The organism is Pedobacter frigiditerrae (genome assembly GCF_032678705.1).
Lineage (GTDB): Bacteria > Bacteroidota > Bacteroidia > Sphingobacteriales > Sphingobacteriaceae > Pedobacter > Pedobacter frigiditerrae_A.
Genome location: NZ_JAVTSS010000001.1, coordinates 33,021 through 51,924 on the forward strand (window position 1 = coordinate 33,021; position 18,904 = coordinate 51,924).

General features: G+C 34.1%; 18 protein-coding genes. 9 read left to right on the forward strand and 9 right to left on the reverse strand.

Annotated elements, in window-relative coordinates:
* Nucleotides 1-151: 151 nt before the first annotated feature.
* From R2Q59_RS00135 to R2Q59_RS00175, 9 genes are all read right to left on the reverse strand, one after another.
* Complete coding sequence (locus R2Q59_RS00135; protein ID WP_316782511.1) at nt 152-733, reverse strand: hypothetical protein; 582 nt, start codon at nt 731-733, stop codon at nt 152-154.
* A gap of 211 nt (nt 734-944) precedes the next feature.
* Complete coding sequence (locus R2Q59_RS00140) at nt 945-3,158, reverse strand: cation:proton antiporter (protein WP_316782514.1); 2,214 nt, start codon at nt 3,156-3,158, stop codon at nt 945-947.
* Nucleotides 3,159-3,206: 48 nt separating this feature from the next.
* Nucleotides 3,207-3,545, reverse strand: a complete 339-nt coding sequence (locus tag R2Q59_RS00145) for a hypothetical protein (RefSeq protein ID WP_316772736.1) — start codon at nt 3,543-3,545, stop codon at nt 3,207-3,209.
* Between the two features lie 51 nt (nt 3,546-3,596).
* Nucleotides 3,597-4,589, reverse strand: coding sequence for a bifunctional riboflavin kinase/FAD synthetase (locus tag R2Q59_RS00150; RefSeq protein ID WP_316772738.1), 993 nt, complete (start codon nt 4,587-4,589; stop codon nt 3,597-3,599).
* A gap of 10 nt (nt 4,590-4,599) precedes the next feature.
* The gene (locus tag R2Q59_RS00155) at nt 4,600-5,460 is read right to left on the reverse strand and encodes a YitT family protein (protein WP_316772740.1); all 861 of its coding nucleotides are present in this window, start codon (nt 5,458-5,460) and stop codon (nt 4,600-4,602) included.
* 10 nt (nt 5,461-5,470) lie between these two features.
* Nucleotides 5,471-6,205: a tRNA pseudouridine(55) synthase TruB gene (gene truB / locus R2Q59_RS00160; RefSeq protein WP_316782517.1), complete on the reverse strand. Its 735-nt coding sequence runs from the start codon at nt 6,203-6,205 to the stop codon at nt 5,471-5,473.
* A 34-nt stretch (nt 6,206-6,239) separates the two neighbouring features.
* A complete protein-coding gene (locus R2Q59_RS00165) occupies nt 6,240-7,034 on the reverse strand; it encodes an undecaprenyl-diphosphate phosphatase (RefSeq protein ID WP_316782520.1) in 795 nt (264 codons plus the stop codon).
* Between the two features lie 3 nt (nt 7,035-7,037).
* On the reverse strand, nt 7,038-7,265 hold the full coding sequence (locus R2Q59_RS00170) for a DUF3098 domain-containing protein (protein WP_316772746.1): 228 nt from the start codon (nt 7,263-7,265) through the stop codon (nt 7,038-7,040).
* Nucleotides 7,265-8,143, reverse strand: coding sequence for a cell division protein FtsX (locus tag R2Q59_RS00175; RefSeq protein WP_131555789.1), 879 nt, complete (start codon nt 8,141-8,143; stop codon nt 7,265-7,267). Before R2Q59_RS00175 ends, R2Q59_RS00170 begins: the two co-directional genes overlap by 1 nt.
* Before the next feature lie 217 nt (nt 8,144-8,360).
* Here R2Q59_RS00175 and R2Q59_RS00180 point away from each other — a divergent pair, with 217 nt between their 5' ends.
* The 9 genes from R2Q59_RS00180 to R2Q59_RS00220 all read left to right on the forward strand — a co-directional run bounded on the left by R2Q59_RS00180 (nt 8,361) and on the right by R2Q59_RS00220 (nt 18,855).
* Nucleotides 8,361-8,774 (forward strand): hypothetical protein, encoded by a 414-nt coding sequence (locus R2Q59_RS00180; RefSeq protein ID WP_316772749.1) that lies wholly within the window; start codon nt 8,361-8,363, stop codon nt 8,772-8,774.
* Nucleotides 8,775-8,903: 129 nt separating this feature from the next.
* Entirely contained in the window at nt 8,904-11,813 is a 2,910-nt protein-coding gene (locus R2Q59_RS00185) for a leucine--tRNA ligase (RefSeq protein ID WP_316782523.1), read from the forward strand.
* A 241-nt stretch (nt 11,814-12,054) separates the two neighbouring features.
* Nucleotides 12,055-12,549: a sigma-70 family RNA polymerase sigma factor gene (locus R2Q59_RS00190; RefSeq protein WP_316782526.1), complete on the forward strand. Its 495-nt coding sequence runs from the start codon at nt 12,055-12,057 to the stop codon at nt 12,547-12,549.
* Nucleotides 12,550-12,572: 23 nt separating this feature from the next.
* Entirely contained in the window at nt 12,573-13,220 is a 648-nt protein-coding gene (locus R2Q59_RS00195) for a hypothetical protein (RefSeq protein ID WP_316782528.1), read from the forward strand.
* Between the two features lie 511 nt (nt 13,221-13,731).
* A complete protein-coding gene (locus R2Q59_RS00200; protein WP_316782531.1) occupies nt 13,732-16,146 on the forward strand; it encodes an outer membrane beta-barrel family protein in 2,415 nt (804 codons plus the stop codon).
* A 359-nt stretch (nt 16,147-16,505) separates the two neighbouring features.
* Nucleotides 16,506-17,072, forward strand: coding sequence for a Crp/Fnr family transcriptional regulator (locus R2Q59_RS00205; RefSeq protein ID WP_316782534.1), 567 nt, complete (start codon nt 16,506-16,508; stop codon nt 17,070-17,072).
* A 78-nt stretch (nt 17,073-17,150) separates the two neighbouring features.
* Nucleotides 17,151-17,888 carry an SDR family NAD(P)-dependent oxidoreductase gene (locus R2Q59_RS00210; protein ID WP_316782536.1) on the forward strand — a complete coding sequence of 246 codons (738 nt, stop codon included), beginning with the start codon at nt 17,151-17,153 and terminating at the stop codon, nt 17,886-17,888.
* Nucleotides 17,889-18,005: 117 nt separating this feature from the next.
* Nucleotides 18,006-18,617 (forward strand): hypothetical protein, encoded by a 612-nt coding sequence (locus tag R2Q59_RS00215; RefSeq protein WP_316782539.1) that lies wholly within the window; start codon nt 18,006-18,008, stop codon nt 18,615-18,617.
* Nucleotides 18,610-18,855 (forward strand): redox-active disulfide protein 2, encoded by a 246-nt coding sequence (locus R2Q59_RS00220; RefSeq protein ID WP_316782541.1) that lies wholly within the window; start codon nt 18,610-18,612, stop codon nt 18,853-18,855. Before R2Q59_RS00215 ends, R2Q59_RS00220 begins: the two co-directional genes overlap by 8 nt.
* Nucleotides 18,856-18,904: the final 49 nt, after the last annotated feature.

Below are 18,904 nucleotides of genomic sequence, written 5' to 3' on the forward strand. Positions count from 1 at the left end.
ATTAAAAATAAACATTTTTTAACACTGTCATTCCGAAGATTAGCTTGTTATTATTTGTCTGGAAGGATCTAACATCATAAAACCCACTCAAGAATTCTTCGATTTTTAATGGTTGTGGCTAACAGACCATTGATAAAGAAATGGAACTATTTTATTTTGAGATTTTTAAGAAAAATAAACTATTTTTTTCATTATAAGCACATTTGTCGAATGTAAATTTACTTTTCTCGAAGTTCACTAAGCAGTTATGTAAAGTGTCATTATCAACTTTGATTTCTAATTCTTTTATAAATATTGAAGGCTGGGTGTATTTGCTTAATTTATATCCTAATAATGGACCTCCAGAAAATCCTCTTTCCTCAAAATATTGTATTCGATATTTATCTACGTTCCATTCATTTCTTATTTCCACTTTTCCTGCCATCATACCTAAAAAAGTAAGAAACATAAGGCAAGCAAAGGTTATTCCTGTAAAAGCTAATGTCAATTTTAAATTAACAATGAATAGGCCATACACACAAGACACAATGATGAGAAATAGTAATTCATTCACTAGAGGAAAAACATAACTATATCCTAGCAATACAGGGAAGAAAAGAATCAGAGCTGTTGAAAGAATGATTATAATTTTTGTTTTTGATAGCTTCTTCTGTATAAAAAGACCAAAAAATGGAAATACAGCAAAGCCTAATATGTAAGCGCCAGTTTCTATAAGATAATAAATTAAAGTCATTGCAGTATTGTTAGTTATTCCAATGATACGATTTTGATAAATTCTATAAGCAACTTTATACTAATTATTTATTGATTAGCTTTTCTGTGCCATTAAGCAACCAAGTCGAGCTGGGTATGACGCACAATAATTGTCATTCCTACTTCGGAAAAATCTAAGACGAAGAACCATATACAAAGATTTTTTGTTCCTCAGAATGACAACACTATAGTTATTTCAACAGCTCTGGTATTTTCTTATTGTTACCCACAATCCAAACAATATCTCCATTTTCAAATATCAAATTTGAATCGGGATTTAAAATTCGTTCTCCATTTCTTTCAATTCCTACGACTAGACCTTGAGTTTGTTCTCTAATGCCAGAATCCCTAATGGTTTGTCCAAAAACAGGTGATTTACTGTTGATAATAACTTTCTGCAATGACATATCTTCCATTGGTATTGATATTAACGTTTCATCAACTATGCCTTCAAACAAGGGTTTGATGTTTGCCAACTGGTCGTCTGTTCCAATAATCAATAGCTTATCGTAGGGGTATAACCTCTCATCTCTATTAGGTGTAGAGATGTTGATTTTTCCTCTTTCTATCATGGCAATATTAACACCATATTGTTCCCTGATTTTTAGATCGACTAGTGTTTTGCCAACGAGCTCAGATTCTGGGGCAACAGTGATTTCAGTTAAGTGAGTATCCCAAGGTAAAATGTTTGGTGTTCTGTTTTCTCGAGCATTTAAGTTCAAAATGAATCTTGTCTCCAATTTATTATAAAATGATTGCAGCTTTCTTGAAAAAATAATCATTACCAAAACCACCAATGTTAAGGCAATCATAGCAGCTATCCAGGTTTCAAAAAATTCATACATCAAAAAACCTACGAAGAAAATTCCTAAAAGTATCCTGAAAACTTCAATGGCAATTAAAGGGCCACGGGTATATCTTTTGTTTAGCCATAAGTGAGAGTAAGCTGTTTTTTGTATTCTTCTGATGGATAATGCCCATAAAAATGGAGACATCAAAATAAAGGATACAATTACACTAATGATAGTTGAATTTGAACCAAAATCTAATTGATTTGCTATAAATGGATTTAAAAACCGAGCTGCCAACAAAATGATGGAAATAATAATTACAGCGTGAATAATTGTATTAAACATATAAGACCTTAACAAAATTCTCCAGTCGCTCAAAGTGGTAATTCCAGCCGTACCTGAACTATATCTGTCAATCGCGTCTAGCCATTTCTCAGGAAGCCTGTTGTTTAGGAACTTATAAAATGGCTCTGATAATTTGATTAAATATGGCGTAGTAAAAGTGGTAATTGCAGCTGCGGCAACAGCAATGGGATAAAGGAATTCGCTAGTTACTTTTAAGCTCACGCCTAAGGTTGCAATGATAAATGAAAACTCACCAATTTGTGCCAAGCTCATACCAGCTTGTACAGCGGTTTTAAGAGGTTGACCAGCCAATAAAGCACCTAAAGTTGTAAATAGGATTTTCCCGAAAATGATAACTAGTGTGATGAATAATATGGGTAATGCGTATTCTATTAAAACAGTTGGATTGATTAACATACCAACCGAAACAAAAAACACGGCTGCAAATAAATCTTTAACAGATTTTGTTAAATGTTCTATGCGTTCTGCTTGGGTTGTTTCTGCTAAAATTGAACCCATGATAAATGCACCTAATGCAGGAGAAAAACCAGCTTTGTCTGCTAGTAATACCATCACTAAACATAGAGCAAGAGATACCACCAACATGGTTTCATCATTCATTAGTTTTTTGGTAGCCTTTAAAAACGTAGGTATTAAGAATATACCACCTAAGAACCATAGCACTAAAAAGAAACTTAGCTTAAGTATAGATTTAATCATTTCAGGTCCGGCAGATTGCTGACTAACAGCCATTGTAGAAAATAGCACCAATAGTAAAATGGCAACCAAATCCTCTACGATAAGTACACCAAATACTAAACCAGCAAACTTTTTATGTTTAATACCAAGTTCTTCAAATGCCTTAATGGTTATCATTGTAGATGATATGGAAATGATTCCTCCGAGGAAAATACTATCCATGTTATTCCATCCCATTGCAATACCAATTAGGTAACCACATAAAATGATAAATAACACTTTAACAATTGCGGTTATGGATGAGGAGCCCCCAACTTTAACCAGTTTTTTGAAACTGAATTCTAGTCCGAGGCTAAATAAAAGGAAGATAACACCTATCTCGCCCCAAATGGTGATGCTTTTATAGTCGCTAACAGTAGGGATAATTTTAATGTGTGGGCCAACCAACAATCCAGCAATGATATAGCCTAAGACTAAAGGTTGTTTTATTTTTTTAAATAGGAGTGTAATAACTCCAGCTGCGGCAAGAATAAGGCCTAAATCGGCTATTAATACAGGTAAGTGAATCATAAAGTATATTTTTTGTTGAGTAAAAATTAATGTGTTTAGCAAAAATTCTTACCAAAAAGTATGCTTTGGAAATAGGCAGTTAAAAATAAACTGATAACTATAATTAACGGTTCTTTTAAAAACCTTTGTAGCTTGAGTAGATATAGATTTAAATGTGATCGAGCTATCAGCAAATGTTGCAATAGCTAAAACATGGTGGTTGATATTTTGATGTATTCTATCAACCAGTTCAAATAAAGGCTCGTTTAAAGAATTAGCTTCTTTTTTTGATGTAAAACTGGGTTTAATAGTCGATTTTTTAATTACAGCATTAGTTTTATTTTCAATCGCATTAGCGAAGGAAGAATTTAAACCAAATAGCAATATAAAAGCAATTAAAAACCTCATTGCTTTAAATATAGTGAAAATAATCTGGTCAGTAGGCTTGAGGTGCTTTTCTTATGTAGGATTTGATGCGAAAAAGGTTAAGGTATCTTGTTTATCTTGATGTAATTGTTCGGTTAAGGCCTCCAATCCAGTAAATTTCACATCGTGACGTAAAAACTTTAAAAAATTCATTTTAATGGTTTGACCGTAAATCTCTCGATTAAAATCAAAAATATTCACTTCAATATTCCTTGTCATTCCGTTAATGGTTGGGCGTTGCCCGATGTAGGCCATTCCTGTGTAAGTTTGGAGTTGAGAGTTTGGGGTTTTGAGTTCTAGTTCCAAACTCTCATCTCCAATCTCCGAGCTCATCTCAACTGTTACCGCATAAATGCCATCACTTGGGATGATTTTGTAAGTTTCTTCTACAAAAATGTTTGCTGTAGGGAAACCAATTGTTCTTCCAATTTTGTCACCCTTTATAACTGGTCCACTAATAGAAAAATGATATCCTAAATATTTCGCAGCTAAAGAAACATCTCCATCTAACAATGCTTTACGAATTTTGGTAGAGCTTACAGCTACATCATTAATATCTTGTTCTGGAATTTCTTCAATCTCATATCCATACACTTTTGAAAACTGCTGTAGCTCATTCATCCCACCTTTTCTGTCTTTCCCAAAACGGTGGTCGTAACCAACAATTATTTGTTTGGTCCCAATGGTATCTATCAATATGTTTTTGATATAATCTGTAGCATCAAGATTAGAAAAATCTCGTGTAAATGGCGTAATGATCAAATGGTCTACACCTAGATTCGCTAAAATTTCTGCCTTCTCTTTAATGGTGTTTATCATTTTCAAATCTTGGTTTTCTGGATCGATAATCATCCGCGGGTGCGGGAAAAAAGTTAGAATTACACTTTCGCCGCCGGTAGATTTTGCCAATTCGCAAAGGCGTTTTATAATTTTTTGGTGACCATAGTGAACACCATCAAAAGTGCCGATAGTAACTACAGCATTATTTAGCTTTTTAAACTCAGAAAGTTGATTATATATCTTCAAAACGTATCTTTTAATGTAAAGCTTGGCGTTTTACAACACCACCTTTTAAATCTGCAATTTGTTGTTGTACAACAAAAGCATCAGGGTCTATTTGTCTAATTTGTGATTGTAACTTGCTCATTTCTAGCTTTGTTACCACAGTATAAATTATATCAATATCTTTTTTCTCTAAATACCCACCTTCGCCTTTATAAATGGTAACGCCTCTTCTCATTTCTGTAATAATGAAGTGTTTGATTTCATCATTCTTATCTGAAATAATGGTTACGCCCGTATAAGCCTCTAAACCATTTACAATAAAATCTACAGTATTCGAAGCCGATAAATAAGTTAAAATTGCATAAAGGGCAGTTTCAATATTCAAGAAATAAGCTGCAAAAGCAAAAATGATAATGTTTAAGATGAGGATGATGTTTCCAACCGTCAACATGCTATTTCTACTGATATACAAAGCTAAAACCTCCGTTCCGTCAATTACGCAACCACCACGCATGGCTAAGCCAATTCCTCCTCCTAAAAAGAAACCGCCAAAAAAGGCGATTAAAAGCTTGTCATGTGTAATTGGATTAAATGGCAAAAAAACTAATGCCAATGAAAGAAGGCCTATTGCAACAGTGGTTTTGATAGCAAAGCTTTTGCCTATCTGTTTATATCCCATTAAAATAAACGGAATATTAATGATGACAATTAGGTAAGATAAATTCCAGCCTGTTAAGGCTTTTACCAATAGTGATATACCGGTAACACCGCCATCAATAAAATGACTAGGTAGCAAAAAGCTTTTTAGTCCAAAACAAGCAGAAACTACACCGCAAATAATTAAAGTTCCCTCTTTTAAAAATCGAGTATTTTTATTCTTTATGCGTTCCATAGATTTCGTCTTAATCGGTATCTGTTTCTAATTTTTTCTCTTCTCGCTTATTGCGAAGATACTGAACCAAATCTGCTACTTCAAATGCATTAGAAAGTAAAAAATTACCACTACGGGTTCTGGTTAATTTAGAAAGATAGGCAGCATTGTTCAATTGTTTACCGAAATCTGAAACTAGGGAACGAATGTATGTGCCTTTGCTGCAAACTATTCTAAAATCTACCTCTGGTAGAGCAATCCTAGTAATTTCAAATTCACTAACAGTTACATTCCGTTTACGTAATTCTACTTCTTCGCCTAAACGAGCTTTTACATATAGGCGTTCTCCATTTACTTTTACTGCAGAATGAGCTGGTGGATATTGTTCTATATCTCCTTTAAAAGGTTCAACTGCTTTATAGATTTCTTCCTCAGTGATTTTGTCAATAGGAAATTCAGCATCAACTTCGGTTTCCATGTCGAAAGAAGGGGTACTAGCGCCCAGAATCATGGTGCCAGTATATTCTTTCTCCTCTGCTTGAAAAGTATCGATTTTTTTAGTCAGTTTGCCTGTGCAAATGATTAATAAACCAGTTGCTAAAGGATCTAAAGTTCCTGCGTGACCAACTTTTAGTTTTAGCGGTTTAAGTGAATTTCTAATTTTACCAACCACATCAAAAGAAGTCCATTTATAGGGTTTGTTGATGAGCAGTAATTCGCCTTCGGCAAAGTTAAAATCAGGAAATTGAGTTGTATTGTTATCCAAAATGGTAATTTAATTTACCGAGCAAAGCTACGGATTAAATGATAGACAGCTGATGCCCTGATAAAATCAACGCAATAATAACCAAGCCAACTACAATTCGATACCATCCAAAAATCTTAAAGCCATTTTTATTTAGATAACCAATAAAGCTTTTAATAGCGAGTAAGGCTACAATAAATGCAATAACGTTTCCAAATATTAACACTTGAAATTGATCATTAGAAATTTTATGACCCTCTTGATAAAAATCGAGTAATTTTTTACCTGTTGCGGCAAACATGGTTGGTACTGCTAAAAAGAAGGAAAATTCTGCTGCAGCTTTTCTACTTAATTTTTGGCTCATACCACCTACAATGGTTGCTCCGGAACGAGAAACTCCAGGTATCATGGCTAAACATTGTAAGAAGCCAATTTTTAAAGCAGTAAAATAATTGATTTCCTCTTCATCATTTACCGTAGGACTATTGAACCATTTATCAACAAATAATAATATAATCCCCCCAACTAATAAAGAAATGCCAACTGTTAATGGGCTTTCTAGCATTGCATCGATTTTATCACTCAATAAAATGCCAAAGATAGCTGCAGGAATAAATGCAATTACTAATTTAATATAGAAATGGATACTTCTAAAGAACTTTTTGAAGTATAAAACTACAACAGAAAGTATTGCTCCTAATTGAATGCAGATAGTGAATAATTTAACAAAAGGATCTGAAGCAATTCCCATTACGGAAGAACCAATAATCATGTGGCCCGTAGAAGAAACCGGCAAAAATTCAGTTAATCCTTCTATAATAGCAAGGATTAAAGCTTGTATATAATTCAAAGCTTAGTCTTTTAAGATGGCATAAATGCCGAAACCGAAACCAAATAACACAATCATGGGTGAAATTAGTGTTCTTCTGGTATCGTAAATATCACCTGTGGTACCAATCATTAAGATAAAGCCAACTAATACTATAGCAATTGCAATTAAGTACAATTGGTAATTCTTTTTGGTGAAAACCATGTCTGTTTTTTCTTCCTGTTTTACAGGAGCTGATTTTTTTTCTGCCATTATCTATAAAGATCGTAAAGTTTTAAACGTAAATATCTGCTCACTGCAAACAGTGTGCTTATTGAAGTAATGAAAATGCCAACTGCTACCATTCCTACTAATACAAAACCAAATTCTGCATAGTTTCTTAGGATCAATATCTCTGGTAATTCTTTCTGGGCATAATACAAAAGGCCTAATAAAATGATGATTGCAATAAATGAAGCAATTAAGCCATGTAAAGCTGCAACCAAAATAAAAGGCTTTCTGATAAAGTTTTTAGTAGCACCAACCAACTGCATGCTTTTAATTAAAAAGCGTTGCGAGAAGATAGCTAAACGAATGGTGTTATTGATTAATGCAATTGCGATTACTAATAGAATAATGGCAAAACCCAAAACAATTAAACTAATTGTGCTGATATTTTTATTCACCATATCTATTAAAGAACTTTGATAAACTACCTCTTTAACAATAGGGTTTTTTTCGATTTTCTTTTTTAAAGCATCAATATTTGCATTGTTGGCATAATCGGCCTTCATGTAAACATCAATGGTAGATAGTAAAGGATTGTAACCTAAAAAGTTGACAAAATCTTCACCTAAATCTTTGGTTAAATTGTGTTGTGCAACTTCTTTGTTAACATATTGAGTTTGTTTAACAGAGACATTACTTTCTACATCCTTTCTAAATGCAAGAATATCAGTTTCCTTTGCGCCTTCGTCAAGAATAATGTTTAAAACAATATTCTCTTTTACGTAATTGGATAAGTTTTTGGCATGAACTAAAATTAAGCCTAACATACCTAACATCAATAAAACTAATGCAATACTAAAAATAGTAGAGATGTATATGGTTTTGGTCTTCTTAGAAGCCTCACTTACTTCAAATTCTTCCATGTATCTGTGTTTTTGTTTCTGCGAAAATAAAGAAAGATAAGCAAAAACGTAAATTTTAGGGCTTTTGTTTTGAACAATTACCTTAATAACCTGCAATTTAACAAAAGCAAATCTTAGCAATTTCAATATTAACATAATTTAACTTTTCGTTAATTAATTATACTGGCATGTCATTTGATGCGTTTTGAATATTAGATTAAGAACAAAAACCCCTATTATGAAAAAACAATTATTACTATCTAGCCTTATTTTGCTGTTTGTAGCAAGTTTTACAGCTTGTAAAAAAGAAAGTTTTGAAGAAAAGCCACTTAGATCTAAAATGATTGGTAAGTGGCAAGTAAATAAAATCGATGTGACCTCTGGATCTGGTGAAACGGTTTCTACAACCTATGCCGCTTCTGATTATATTGACTTTAGAGATAATAATGACGATGATGTTGAACTTGGTTTAGGTACAAATAGATCTGTAGGAAGATTTAGTTCTAGCATAGATAATTCATTTTATATTGATTTTTCTTCAAAGGATTTAGAATGCATAGCGACTACAATTACAGAAAACAAGTTCACTTTTACGGGAACTGTAGTAGGTTCAAATCCTAAAATTACAGAGACTTATTATTTGAGTCGTTAAGAAATTCTGTTAAATATTTATATAAACGCTATCTTCTAAATATGAGATGGCGTTTTTTATTTAGTTCATCACTTAAAAAACAGGCTTAATTTCCTTATTTTTGCAAACTATTTAAGAACGAGGAAATTAATGGATTATCAATTTGCAGCCATAGAGCAAAAGTGGCAAAAGTTTTGGGCAGAAAATCAAACATTCAAGGCCGATTCAAATTCTACAAAACCAAAATATTATGTGTTAGATATGTTTCCCTATCCTTCTGGAGCGGGTTTACACGTTGGGCACCCACTTGGTTACATAGCTTCAGATATTTTCTCTAGATACAAAAGACTAAAAGGTTTTAATGTTTTGCATCCAATGGGATATGATTCTTTTGGTTTGCCAGCAGAACAATATGCCATTCAAACGGGTCAGCATCCAGCAATTACAACTGAAGCAAACATTGCAACTTATCGCCGCCAGTTAGACCAAATTGGTTTTTCTTTCGATTGGAGTAGGGAAGTTCGTACCAGTGAGCCAGGTTATTACAAATGGACCCAATGGATTTTCATGCAATTGTTTAATTCTTGGTATAACTTGGAAACTGACAAAGCGGAAGACATTACCACCTTAATTGAAAAATTTAATGCTAGTGGTAGTGCCGATGTAAAAGCGGTTTGCGATGAAGATGTGCAAAGTTTTATGCCAAGCGATTGGGCAACATTTACTGACGAGCAAAAACAAGAAGAACTATTAAAATATCGCCTTACTTATTTAAAGGAAAGCACTGTTAATTGGTGCCCTGCTTTAGGAACTGTTTTAGCGAATGATGAAGTGAAGGATGGTTTTTCTGAGCGTGGAGGATATCCTGTTGAACAGAAAAAAATGATGCAATGGAGCATGCGTATTTCTGCTTATGCAGAACGTTTGTTGCAAGGCTTAAACACCATCGACTGGCCAGAACCCGTTAAAGAAATGCAACGCAACTGGATTGGTAAAAGCGTAGGAGCTAGTGTGCGCTTTAAAATCGATACAACCAATCTCAATACGCAAGACGCTATACGCAATACCGATTTTATCGAAGTTTTCACTACCCGTGTAGATACCATCTTTGGTGTTTCATTCATCGTTTTAGCGCCAGAGCACGAATTGGTTCAAGCTTTAACAACTGATGCTCAAAAAGAATCGATAACTAATTACATTGCTCAAACTAAAAAGAAATCTGAATTAGACCGCATGGCGGATACTAAAACAGTTTCTGGAGCATTTACGGGCAGTTATGTCATCAACCCTGTTAATAACGAATTGGTGCCTATTTGGATTGCTGATTACGTTTTAGCTGGTTATGGAACTGGTGCAGTTATGGGTGTGCCAAGTGGTGATCAACGCGATTGGTTGTTTGCTAAACATTTTGATTTGCCTATTATCCAAATATTAGACGGACAAAAAGACATTGAAGTAGAAGCAGATCCAACTAAGGAAGGAAAATACATCAACTCTGATTTCATTAACAACTTAGGTTATAAAGAAGCGGTTTCTTATTTAAATCATTGGTTAGAAAGAGAAGGAGTAGGGAAAGCTAAGTTGAATTACCGTATGCGTGATGCAATTTTTGGTCGCCAGCGTTATTGGGGAGAACCCATTCCAGTTTACTTTAAAGATGGCTTGCCGTACCTTATTAAGGAAGAAGAATTGCCTTTAATGTTGCCAGAAATTGATAAGTATTTACCAACTGAAAGTGGTGAGCCACCTTTGGGAAGAGCAACTGATTGGAGCTACGAAAAACAATACGAATACGAACTTTCTACGATGCCAGGTTGGGCGGGCAGTAGCTGGTATTGGTACCGTTACATGGATGCACAAAACGATTGTGATTTTGCTTCCAAAGAAGCAATTGCCTATTGGAAAGATGTTGATTTATACATCGGTGGTTCTGAACACGCGACTGGTCACTTGTTATATAGCCGTTTCTGGAACAAGTTTTTGAAAGATTTAGGCTATGTTAACGAAGAGGAGCCTTTCAAAAAGTTGATTAACCAAGGGATGATACAGGGTAGGTCGAGTATGGTTTATCGATTAAGTGTTTTAAGTAAATCAGGAAACATTAAAGATTCATATTTTATATCACATACACTTTACCAGCAGTATAAGAAAAGTCAAGATAATGGTTTATTAGCCGCTTGGATGATTGATTTCGAATCAGAAGATGAAGTGTCAATCTCTGAAATCCATGTTGACGTTAATATTGTTCATAATGATATATTAGACCAGGATAAATTTAGACAATGGAGGCCAGAGTTTATTGATGCAAAATTTATCTATGAAGATGGCACTAATTCAAAACATACAAAGGGGATATATCATTGTGGTGTAGAGATAGAGAAAATGTCTAAGCGCTATTATAATGTGGTGAATCCAGAAGTATTGGCCCAACAATACGGTGCTGATACTTTACGTATGTACGAAATGTTCTTAGGTCCATTAGAGCAAAGCAAACCTTGGAATACCAATGGTATTGAAGGTGTATTTAAGTTCTTACGTAAGTTTTGGCGTTTGTTCCATAATGAAGAATGGGTATTTCACGTTGAAGATTCAATTCCTGCAAAAGCAGAGTTAAAAGCTTTGCATAAAATCATTAAAAAAGTACAAGATGATGTTGAACGTTTTTCATTCAATACATCAGTTTCTAGCTTTATGATTGCGGTTAACGAGTTAACTGATTTGAAGTGTAAAAACCGTCAGGTTTTAGAAGATTTAGTAATTGTGCTTTCTCCTTATGCGCCACACATTTGTGAGGAATTATGGTCGTTGCTAGGCAATACGGATTTATCAAATGCCGCTTATCCAACCTTTAATCCAGCTTATTTAGAGGAAGCAGAGTTTGCTTATCCAATATCTATTAACGGTAAAATGAAGATGAATTTAAGTTTAAGCTTAAGTTTAGATGAGGCACAAGCAACTGAAACTGTTTTAGCTAACCAACAAGTTAAAGGATATTTGGAAGGTAAAACCCCTAAAAAAATCATCTTTGTTAAAGGGAAGATTGTGAATATAGTTGTTTAGTATTGCGTATAGCGATATGCGTATTGAGATAGGGAGCAGCTGACTAAAAGAAAATTTGAGCCACAGATTCGCAGATTTAAAATCTGTTAATCTGTGGCTTTTTCATTTAAATTCAATGCTCTTTGCGTTCTCTGTGCCTTTCTCTTTTTCTCTGTGGTAAACTCACCGAAAAAATAATTTTCACATTCCTTGTGATATTTCTGACCTTGCTGCGATTAATAAGGAAAGATGATTTAAATTAATGCAGCACGCCCAACAAGAATTCTTAAAAATTATTGAAACCAATAAGCGACTCATATTTAAAATATGTAATTCTTATTGCCAAAACGCAGACGACCGTGAAGACTTGGCGCAAGAAATCATATTTCAGCTATGGAAATCGTGGGGAAATTTCAATAACGATTACAAGTTGTCTACTTGGATGTATCGCATTGCTTTAAACGTCGCTATTTCATTTTATAGAAAAGAGAGAAAAACAACAAGTACAATTTCAATGGGAGAGCATCTAATAGAAATTGTTGATGAAAATTTGGAAGAAGGTTTAGAGGAGAACTTAAATGCTCTACAGCAATTCATCAACGAGTTAAAGCCTTTAGATAAAGCATTAATGTTATTGTATCTCGAAGAAAAATCCCATAAAGAAATAGCAGAAATTATAGGTATCACTTCCACCAATGTGGCCACAAAAATTGGAAGAATTAAAGAACAACTTAAACAAAAATTCTCTTCCCGATAGCTATCGGGACTAAAATTAATCTCATGGAAAATATAGAAATCATCAATCTTTGGAAACAGTATGATGAAAAATTAGAAAAATCACTTTCTCTTAATCAAAAAATTATAACCGAATTACAACAGCAAAAAGCAAAAAATGCACTAAGGCCAGCGAGAAATTATAAAATCTTTGCCGTGTTTTTTGGGGTTCTTTATGCAGCAATGATTGTATACTTTATGTTCTATCTAAAGCCATATGCCTCTATCTTTTTTAAGGTTTCAGTAGGTATACATTTATTGGTTATCGTAATAGCTATTGCGATGTATATTAGGCAAATAGTGTTAATAAGCGAGATTGATAATAGTCAGAATGTTATTCAAATGCAACAGAAATTGGCTTGTTTAAGAGTGTCGACCGTTAATGCAATTGCAGTTTGTTTTTTACAGTTTCCAGTTTTTAGCACTTGGAATATCACTTTCAGGATGATTAATGAAACACCATTAAATTTTTGGCTCATTCAAATGCCAATTGTTGCCCTATTTACTTTCGCAGGCATTTGGCTATTTAGAAACGTGGACATTAAAAACATGGACAAAAAATGGTTCAAAATTATGTTCTATGGTGTAGAGTGGAGTTCAATCATTAAATCGGGTAAATTTTTAAAAGAGATAGAGACTTTTGAGAAAAACTAGTTGTTGCTTTAAGTTAGCCGCAGATTCGCAGATTATGTTTTTGAAAATTGCAACCTCAAATAGTAGCAGAATTTTTGTTTAATAAACTGGTCCCGATAGTTATCGGGAGAAACGAAAATCCTTTTTGTTGTTATGGTAGCGCTTCGACTACGCTCAGTGTGACAGTACAAAAAGATTGCAGTGAACCTGCCTGCCGGTGGGCAGGAAGCCAGAGTGACTTTAATTTCTGAAGACAAGTGCTTTTCAAATAACATCTTCCATCTTACCTTTTCCATTTTACATTAAATAATTCGTCGATAAATTTCTACCGTTCACCGCCATTTTAATTCAGGCTGTCTAAAATCTATATAGGTATTTTGTAACAAAACCTACATTTGCAAGACTAAATACAAACAAAACAAATAATACAATGAAAACCTGCATAAGCTTACAATCTATCTGACTACAAGGAAGAAAAATATGCTAAAAAGCTTATGCAAGCTTGAAAACCTTTAAAAAACAATATATTAAAATGAAAAAAATTCTACTTCTATGTACCGGTTTACTGATCATGTTTAACGCTAAGGCACAATTCCCTGGAATGGGAGGTAGCACAGCGCCAAAAGTAACTGGTCGTATCACAGCAACTATTATAGATTCATTAACCAAACAACCAGTAGATTACGCTACTATATCTTTAGTAAAAGTAAAAGATAACAAAACGGTTAATGGTGGCGTAACGGATGATAAAGGAAAAATCTCTTTACAAAATGTTGCTGCTGATGAATATAAATTGACCATTGGTTTTATTGGTTATAAATCGAAAACAGTAAGTGTTAAAACAACGCTTCAAAAACCAGATTTTGCTGTAGGGAATATTTTTTTAAGTCCAACCTCCAATACTCTAAATGAGGTAAGCGTAGTTGGCGCAAAAGCTGTGGTTGAAAATAAAATAGACCGTTTAGTTTATAATGCAGAGGCCGATGCTACCAATGCTGGTGGCGATGCGACAGATGTTATGCGTAAAGTGCCAATGTTATCTGTAGATATTAATGGTAATGTACAATTGCGTGGAAGCTCGGTAAGGGTTTTAATTAATGGAAAACCATCTGGTACAATGGCAAACAGCGTTGCAGATGCATTAAAAATGATTCCTGCAGACCAAATTAAAAGTGTAGAGGTGATTACCAATCCATCGGCTAAATATGATGCTGAGGGTTCTGGTGGTATTATCAATATCATCACTAAAAAAAGTAATGCTGAAGGTGTAAGTGGTAGTGTTAACGCAACTGCAGGTACTCGTCAAAACAGCGGTGCATTTAATTTAACAGCTAAAACTGGTCGTTTAAGCGTAAATACAGCTTTAGGTACTCAATTGGCCTATCCACAAGAATCAAGAGTGGTATTCCGTAATCAAACTACTACAAATAACGTTACCACAGATATTTTGCAAGATGGTACTTCAGATTGGACAAGGGAAGCATACAATGGTAGTTTAGGTTTAGACTACGATTTTAATGCTTACAATAACATCAGCACAAACGCTAAGTACACTCGTTTTTATAATGGTGGCCCAGGTAGGTCGGGCATTTTTACGAATAACGTGCAATCTGGTAAAATTGTAAGTAGCACCGATATGAGTAATGGCAACCTAGATTGGAATATGGATTATAAGTTAACTACCAAAAAACAAGGCGAAGAGTTTTCTGTTTCTGGTCAATTAACTTCTGGCAAGAATACTAACGAGTTTTCTAACGACTACCAAACTTCTGCTGGTGTGCCAATTAGCTATTTGGCGAGCAATAACGTTGGCGAAAATAAAGAATACACTGCTCAAACAGATTATATTTATCCCTTTAGTAAAACGGTAACTTTTGAGGCAGGTGGTAAAGCTATTTTTAGAAATATCCAAAGTCAGTATGGCGCTGGAACTAACCAAGATTTTGATTACGACCAAAATGTAGGCGCTGCTTACAGTACAATCGCTTTTAATTTGACTAAAAAAATTCAGTTTAAAGGCGGTGTTAGGGCAGAATATACAGCTATCAATTTCTCTAACAGCAAAAACGATTATTTCAACGTGTTCCCTAGCGCTATTTTATCTCAAACTATTAAAGGTAAAACAACATTAAAATTGGCATATAATCGTAGAGTGCAACGTCCGAGTTTGGCATATTTAAATCCGTTCCGTAACGAAGCTAATCAGTTCAGTGTATTCCAAGGTAACCCTAGTTTAAGACCAGAGTTGAGTGATAACATGGAGTTTGGTTATTCAACATACATTAAAGGTTCAATCATTAATGCCTCTTTATTCTATCGCAATACCAAAAATATCATCGAAACGGTTAATAAAAACGATGTGTCTGGTAAAATTCTATCAACTTTTGAAAATGTTGGTACAACACAAAGTTTTGGTTTTAACTTATTTGCTTCTTACAATCCTGTTCCAAAATGGACATTGATGAGTAACATCGCCTTAAATACTTATGAAATTAACAGTAGGCCAGACTTTAAGGGTATGAATGAGGGAACGTTTTTAAACTATAACTTCTTTATGCGTTCTGCAAATTCATTTAAAGGTGGTTGGAATTTAGAGTTTTTTGGTGTGGTTAACTCACCTCGTTATACTTATCAAAGTAAAACAGAACCTATGTTCTTTTATGGTGGAGCTGTTAAAAAAGACATCTTCAAAAAACAAGGTAGTATTGGTTTAAATGTTTTAAATCCGTTCAAACGCGATTTGCATATAGAAACTGTAACTCAGGGTGATAACAACTTCCAAAGCCAAAACATTTACTATCCATTACGTTCATTTGGATTAAACTTTAGCTACAAATTCGGTAAGTTGAAATTTACTGAGAAAAAGAAAATCAAAAACGACGATATCAAACAAGACCAAAACCAACAAGGTGGTCAAGGTGGTGGTATGGGTGGCCAAGGAAAATAATCACACAACACAAATAAACATTAGGCCTTCCCGAATATCTGGAGGGCCTTTTTTGTTGTTGGGTATCCTAAAAAGATGGTCACGCTGAGCATAGTCGAAGCGCATTTTAAAAGTCGTCGACTAAACTCAGACTGACACATTAAAAATTTTTTATGATTATAAAAACAAGGTCAGGATTTCATTGGAAATTGTAGTCCTGCCAACGCTACAATCTTTTTTGCCCTTCGACAAGCTCAGGATGACAAAAAAAGATTTCCGCTAATGTCAGGTTTATATAACAATGTAAGCGTTTCAAAATCTTGCTGTACTTTTTGCCATTTGGCAAATCTTATGGAAATAACTTTTGCTAACTTGTCTGCATGAAAGAATTAATCGCTTACCTATTGCAGTTTGGCAACCTAAATCCACACCAAATCGAACTAATTACTGGCAAGGCAAATGAGTTAACACTTAAAAAGGATGAGTACTTTTCTGAAGCAGGAAAAATTGCCAAACAAGTTGGCTTTGTTATAGAGGGAATTGTAAGAGTTTGTTACTACAATAATCGAGGAGAAGAAATTACGAAATATTTTATCGAAGAAAATAATTTGGTTGTCGATTTGGAGAGTTTTGACAATGGAATTTGCTCGAGTGCTTATGTGCAGGCCATTACAGATTGCAAATTAATTGTTTTCGAAAAAAAGGATTGGCAAGAATTGTTAGACACCATTGTAGGATGGGACACCATTGTGCATAAAATTATTTCTAAAGCATTACGGCAAAAAGTAGAAAGAAGAAGCCCGCTTGTTTCAGAAGATGGCAAAACAAGATACTTGATGTTCTTAGATATCTATCCGAATGTAGTTAATCGTATTCCACTTTCTTACGTTGCTTCTTACTTAGGCCTCACACAATCATCACTGAGTAGGATACGAAAAAATATTTAATCAAATTGCTTTTTGCCAAATGGCAAATGATTTCAAATTTAAACGAAGCACCTTTGTTTATAATTTAAAACAAGTAAAATGAAATCAGTATTAATTACAGGAGCCAATAGAAGCATTGGTTTAGAAATAGCAAAACAACTATCACAAAAAGGATTATTCGTTTATTTGGGTAGTCGCGATCTGCAAAAAGGAATTGCAGTTGTAAAAGAATTAAGTGAAAACGGTTTTCAAAACATCAAAGCGATAGAAATTGACTCTACAAAGCCAGATACTATCTTATCAGCTAAAAACATAATCGAAAGTGAACAAGGAAAATTAGATATCTTAATCAACAATGCAGGTATAAGCGGGCCTTTCCCTCAAGCAATTCCAGAAGCAACTATTGAAGGTATACAAGAAGTATTTGACACCAATTTCTTCGGCGTAATCAGCGTAACCCAAGCATTTCTAGAATTGCTTAAAAAATCAGAAAACCCGAGAATAAGCAACATTACTTCTGGCCTTGCTTCTTTAACTTTACATAGCGACCCGAGTTGGAAATATTACAACTTCAAGGCTACAAGTTACATGACCTCAAAAGCGGCACTTAATGCCTTCACCATCATATTAGCTTTTGAATTAAAAGATTTGAAGTTTAAGGTAAATGCCATTGACCCAGGTTACACGGCAACAGATTTTAATCACCACAGCGGACCAGGAACAGTAGAAAGTGCTGCAAGTTTTATCATTAAACATACCTTAACAAGTGATGAGGCGCCAACTGGTCAGTTTTATAGCAATGATATTGAAGACGAAACTCAAGTTAGTCCTTGGTAATAAATATTGTAAAGCCTGCCATACATTAAATGCTCAAAGGTTTTAGACTTTTGAGCATTTGTGTTATATTGGGCTGTCGTAAAATTTGCGAGCGAAGCCTAAATCCTGTTATAGCAAATGAAAGTTTCAGAAGACTTACAAAAATTAATACCCTTTGGCTATCTTTTTTTAGTGGTGATGGGTATATTAAAAGAAAGCGTAATTTTTTATCAGTTGGGCATTAATATTTTAAAATATTCTACGCTAATGGATATTTTAATTAGTCCCATTGCTACACTCACAACTCACCCCATCACCTTTTTAGCGACCATGTCTCTTTTTGTTTTATGCTATTATTTGCCATCTATTTTATACAAAAATGACCATAGAAAATGGATAAAAAAGATGTTCGAGTTAAAGCAGACCAAACTTGATTTGCCAGATATGGAGATTAAAAGATATTACGCCCTTATTTCAATTAAATTCCTTGCTGTTTTGTTGCTGTCTATTTATTTGGGTTATGGTGCTGCCGAAGGATTTATGACTGCTAAAAGCATAAAAGAAGGGAAGTTAAAATATAATCACACGCTAAATTATTGTAATGGTGGAAGTGAACAAATTAGCCTAATCAATTCAAATACCGTGTATTATTTTTATGTTGCTAAAGGAAGTAAAACCATTAAAATTGCACCAATTGGAGCGATAAAAAATATCGAATTAACCAATAACAGAATGTTTAAAAATGAGTAAGAAAAGCCTGTCGGAATTAAGTAATGAGGAGTTGCTTAAAAATGAAAAAACATTAAAAACAATAACATCAATGTTGGCCGGAGCAATACTTTTGCTGTTCATTGTAAATATATTCCTAGCTTTTAAAAAGGGGTTTAGCGCTTTAAGTGCTGTTCCTATAGCATTATTGCCAATTGTAATTATCAATTTTAATTCTTTAAAAGAAATGAAAAAAGAGATAAAAGCGAGGAATTTGTAGTGATCAGTTTCTTTTGCGCATTATCTAATTTCTAGAAAAACAATGGCAG